General features: G+C 65.2%; 5 protein-coding genes. All 5 read left to right on the forward strand.

Going from position 1 to position 5,276, the window contains the following annotated elements:
• Positions 1-134 precede the first annotated feature (134 nt).
• Complete coding sequence (locus tag EOD07_RS21270) at positions 135-1,262, forward strand: sugar ABC transporter substrate-binding protein (RefSeq protein WP_127236863.1); 1,128 nt, start codon at positions 135-137, stop codon at positions 1,260-1,262.
• Positions 1,263-1,335: 73 nt separating this feature from the next.
• Entirely contained in the window at positions 1,336-2,880 is a 1,545-nt protein-coding gene (locus EOD07_RS21275; protein WP_127236864.1) for a sugar ABC transporter ATP-binding protein, read from the forward strand.
• Positions 2,877-3,857 (forward strand): ABC transporter permease, encoded by a 981-nt coding sequence (locus EOD07_RS21280; protein ID WP_040984129.1) that lies wholly within the window; start codon positions 2,877-2,879, stop codon positions 3,855-3,857. Before EOD07_RS21275 ends, EOD07_RS21280 begins: the two co-directional genes overlap by 4 nt.
• Positions 3,854-4,837 (forward strand): ABC transporter permease, encoded by a 984-nt coding sequence (locus EOD07_RS21285; protein ID WP_127236865.1) that lies wholly within the window; start codon positions 3,854-3,856, stop codon positions 4,835-4,837. The genes EOD07_RS21280 and EOD07_RS21285 overlap by 4 nt, the downstream gene beginning before the upstream one ends.
• A gap of 44 nt (positions 4,838-4,881) precedes the next feature.
• Positions 4,882-5,276, forward strand: a 395-nt coding sequence (locus tag EOD07_RS21290) for a gluconokinase (RefSeq protein WP_245470361.1), incomplete at its 3' end; no start/stop codon positions are given.

A 5,276-nucleotide genomic window follows, 5' to 3' on the forward strand; every position in this document is an offset into this window, starting at 1 on the left:
CCCCGGAGGGCGAGGGGAGAGGAGAAAGCAGGGCGACTCACATCGCCCGGCACGTGCTTCGGTCGGGCAGGAGGGTGCCGCCGACAGCATCAGGACTTCACAGTTCAGCTGATCTACAATTGGGAGGAATACCGATGATCAAGTCACTCGTTGGCGGCGTCGCTGCCGCCACTGCATTCGTCATGCTCCATTCGGCCGCAATGGCCGCCGGACCGGAAGTCGTCTCCGGTCCCGCCGCGCAGCCGGATTGCTTCGCGCCGTGGTCGGCGGACACCAAATTCTTCAAATATCCCAAGAAGGAAGGTCCGTTCCGCATCGCCTTCTCCAACGGCTATATCGCCAACACCTGGCGCATCCAGATGGTGCAGACGGCAAAGGCCTATGCGGCGCAGCCGGACGTGAAGGCCAAGATCAAGGAATTCAAGGTGGTCTCGACCGGCGAGGACGTGCCGGCGCAGATCTCGGCGATCAACAACTTCATCGATTCCGGCTATGACGCGATCGTCACCGACGCGCAGAACCCGACCGCCTTCGGCCCGGTCATCAAGCGCGCCAAGGAAGCCGGCATCGTGCTGGTCGCCTTCGACAACATCCTCGACACCAAGGATGCCATCAACGTCAATGTCGACCAGAAGGGTCTCGGCGAGTTGTGGGCCAAGTGGCTGGTTGAGAAAGTGCCGAACGGCGGCAAGATCCTCGAAGTGCGCGGCGTCGCCGGCACCTCGGTCGACACCGACCGCCACAACGGCATCCATGAGGTGCTGGATGCTTCCGGCAAGAAGTGGGACGTCACCGAAGTGGCCGGCAAATGGGATGACGGCGTGGCGCAGAAAGTGACCGCCGACGCCATCGCGACCAACGGCCCGTTCGACGGCATCACCGGCCAGGGCGGCGACACCGGCATCGTGCAGGCGATGATCGACGCCAAGCATCCTTTCGTGCCGTTCGGCGGCGAGACCGAGAACGGCTTCCGCAAATTCTGCGCCCAGCATTCGGCCGATGGGCTGAAATGCACTTCGGCCGGCTCCGGTCCGGCGCAGGTCGCGGTGGCCATCAAGACCGCGATCGCGGCGCTGGAAGGCGAGGTGGTGCCGCAGGAAGTGAAACTGCCGCTGGCGATCGCCTCGGATCCGGACATGAAGGAAGGGACCGACTACTTCCCGAAGGAATCCGACAACTTCTTCGTCGGCAATTCCTTCCCGACCTGCGGCATCAATTTCAGCGCGCAGGAAATCATGGGCCAGACCAAGGCGGACCAGTAAGCTTCCAAATCGATGGCTTGGCGCCGCGGATCAGCCGCGGCGCCGCTTCATGCAGATATTACCTGGAGGCTCAATGGACGGTGCGGTTCCGCTCTTCCGCATGGAAGGCATATCCAAGCGCTATGGCGGCGTCAGAGCCTTGGAAAAGGCCGATCTTGAAGTCACCGCCGGCAGCATCCACGCCATTCTCGGTGAGAACGGCGCCGGCAAGTCTACGCTGATCAAGACCATGGCGGGCGTCGTGGCGCCCGACGAAGGCCGCATGACGCTGGACGGGCGCGAGGTGAGTTTCGCCTCGCCGGCCGCCGCCAACCAGGCCGGCATCGTCTGCATCTTCCAGGAACTGTCGCTCATCCCGGAATTGAGCGTCGCCGACAACATCGTCATTTCCGATCCACCGAAGCGCTTCGGCATGATCGACCGCAAGGCGCAGCGGAAGATAGCGGAAGAGGCTCTCGCCCGCGCGGGCGCCTCCGACATCCATCCCCGCGCCCTGGTCAAGGACCTGCCGCTGTCGCGCCGGCAGATGGTGGAGATCGCCAAGGCGCTGGCCCGCAAGCCGCGCATCCTGATCCTCGACGAAGCGACCTCGGCGCTGACGGCGGCGGATGTCGCCAAGGTCTTCGAGGTGCTGAAGCGGCTGCGCTCGGAAGGACTGGCGCTGCTCTACATCTCGCACCGCATGAACGAGATCGCCGAATTGGCCGATCACTGCACTGTCTTCCGCAACGGCCGCAATGTCGCGAGCTACAAGGCCGGAACCAAAAGCGACAATGAGGTGGTCGAGCTCATGATCGGCCGCGAATACAGCCACATCTTCCCGCCGAAACCCGCTGCCGCACCGGCTGCCACGCCGGTGCTCGAGGCGCGCAATCTCTCCTGGGCCGACCGGCTCGACAATATTTCGCTGAGCGTCAGGGCCGGCGAAGTCGTCGGCCTGGGCGGCCTCGACGGGCAGGGCCAGCGCGAATTGCTGCTTGCCTTTTTCGGCGTGCTGCGCGGCCTGCGCGGCGAGGTGCTGATCGATGGCAAGCAGGCTTCCATCTCCAGTCCGAAGGCAGCCAGCGACGACGGCATCGGCATGGCGCTGATCCCCGAGGATCGCAAGACCGAGGGGCTGATGCTGCCGATGACGGTGCGCGAAAACCTCTCCTTCGCGGCGCTCGACCGGCTGGCCAAGGGCGGCATCATCGATCGCGCCGCCGAACAGCGCCTGATCGACGACATGGTCGGGCTGCTGGCGATCAAGACGGCGGGGCTCGACATTCCCGTCGGCGCGCTCTCGGGCGGCAACCAGCAGAAGGTCGTCATCGCCAAATGGCTGATGCGGCAACCGCGCATCATCCTGCTCAACGACCCGACGCGCGGCATCGATGTCGGCACCAAGCAGGAAATCTACCAATTGATGCGCAAGCTGGCGGATCAAGGCGCCGCGATCCTGTTCTATTCGACCGACTATGACGAACTGATCGGCTGCTGCGACCGCGTGCTCGTGCTCTATGACGGCAGCGTCAAGCGCGAGCTCGTCGGCGCCGACATCACCGAGCACGCGCTGATCGCCAGCGCGCTCAATATCCATGGCGAAGGCGCCGACATGAAGCAGGGAGCGGGCGCGTGAAGGACTGGCGCTACTTACTGGCCGAGCAGCGCGGAACGCTGCTGGCGCTCGGCATCTTCATCGTCATGTTCATCATCTACACGACGAACCATCCCGCGGGGTTCACCGCCAATGTCGTGCAGACGGCCGCCAACAAGGGCGTGCTCCTGGCCTTCGTCGCCATGGCGCAGACGCTGGTGGTGATCACCGCCGGCATCGACCTGTCGGTCGGCATGATCCTGCTTCTCACCAATTGCCTGGCGTCCTGGCTGGTGGTCGGCACGCCGCTGGAGACGACGCTCGGCGTGATCGCGGTCCTCGCTGCGGGACTGGTCTGCGGGGCGATCAACGGCGCCATCGTCATCTATGGTCGGCTGCAGCCGATCGTCGCCACGATCGCCACCGGCGCTGTCTACTACGGCATCGGGCTCCTGCTGCGGCCGTTTCCGGGCGGATCGGTCAATGAAGACCTGGCCGACGCGCTGACGGGAAAGCTTTTCGACGTGATCCCGACCTCGCTGGTCGCGCTGCTCGTCGTCGTGCTGGTCGTCTGGGTGCCATTCAGCCGTTCGGAATTCGGCCGCGCGGCTTACGCCGCGGGCTCGTCCGAAACGGCTGCCTATATGTCGGGCGTGCCGATCCGGCGCGGCAAGTTCATCGCCTATGCGCTGGCCGGCGTGCTGGCCTCGGTCGGCGGCCTGTTCCTCACCTTCTTCACCTATACGGGCGAGGCGGCCTATGCGAGCGGCAATTCCTACACGCTGTTCTCGATCGCGGCGGTCGTGCTCGGCGGCGTCTCGCTGTTCGGCGGCAAGGGCAGCGCCATCGGCGCGATCTTCGGCGCGCTCGCCTTCCGCACCATCGGCGACCTGTTGTTCGTCTTCGACTTCGATCCGCTCTGGCAGCCGCTGTTCCAGGGCGTTATCCTGCTGATCGCGGTCAGCCTCGGCGCTTTCGCGCTGTTCAGAGTGCGCAACCGGCTGGAGTGGTTCCTGTGAGCGAAACGACACTCGGTATTGCCGGCCGCATGCCCAAGTTTCTGCGCCGCGCCGACCCGGCGGTGCTCACGGCCTTCGCCTGCATCGTCATCCTGCTTTTGCTCGGCAGCCTCTATTCGCGCAGCTTCCTGTCGCCGGAATATCTGCTGCAGCAGTTGAAGGTCGCGTCCTTCCTCGGCGTCATCGCCACCGGAATGATGCTGGTCATCCTGCTCGGCCAGATCGATCTTTCCGTGCCGTGGTCCGTCGCCGCAGGCGCCATGATGGCTTGCGCTGCGGCCGCCTACGGGCCGGCCGGCATCGCTTTGGCCATTCCCTTCGGCGTGCTGTGCGGTGTGGCGATCGGCATCGTCAACGGCATCGGTGTCGCCTATCTGCGCATTCCCTCGATGATCATCACCTTGGCCACCAACGCCGTCGCGCAAGGCCTGATGGTGGTCTACACCGGCGGTTTCTCGCCACAGGATTCGGCGACGGCGGCGATGCGCTATCTGGCGACGGGCTTCACCATTCCAGGCGTTCCCAATGCCGTCATCATCTGGGCGCTGATCGGCGCCGCGATGGTCTTCGTCTTGACCCGCACCAGCTTCGGCCGGGCCGTCTACGGCATCGGCAACCGCGAGCGCGCCGCCTATCTTTCCGGCATCGACACGCGCCGCATCGTGATGATCGCCTTCGCCGTTTCCGGCGGGCTGTCCGCCTTTGGCGGCGTGCTTCTGGCGGGCTATGCATCGAAGGCGGCGCAGTCCATGGGCGATGCCTATCTGCTGCCGTCGATCGCCGCCGTCGTGCTCGGCGGCACGTCGATCCTGGGTGGGCGCGGCTCCTATCTCGGCACGGTGGCCGGCGTGATCCTGATCACGCTGCTGCAGTCGATTCTCTCGGTCATGCAGATGCCCGAGGCCGGACGGCAGATCATCTATGGCGTCGTCATCGTCGCCATGCTTCTGCTCTACGGGCGCGCGCCGGCAAGCCGCTGACCGTGGATGAGGCAAGCGCAAGACCGCAGATCCCGGAGCTTCGCATGAACGATCTTCGGACCGCGCCGGCCGTCGTCGTGATGGGTGTTGCCGGTTGCGGCAAGACGGCGGTCGGCGAGGCGCTCGCCGGAGCGCTCGGCGCCGGCTTCATCGAAGGAGACCGGCTGCATCCGCCGGAGAACGTGGCGCGCATGGCACGCGGCGAGCCGCTGACGGATGCGCTGCGCGAGGGCTGGCTCGACGCCATAGGCGAGCACATCGCGGCCTCGGTTGCGGGCAAACGCAAAGCGGTGGCGGCCTGCTCGGCGCTAAAGCGGACCTATCGCGACCGGCTGAGCCGCTTTTGTCCGGAGATCATCTTCCTCTATCTGAAGATCGATCGCGAGACCGCCTGGCGGCGGGTTGCCAACCGCAAGGGCCATTTCATGCCCGCTAGCCT

It is taken from the genome of Mesorhizobium sp. M2C.T.Ca.TU.002.02.1.1 (assembly GCF_003997225.1).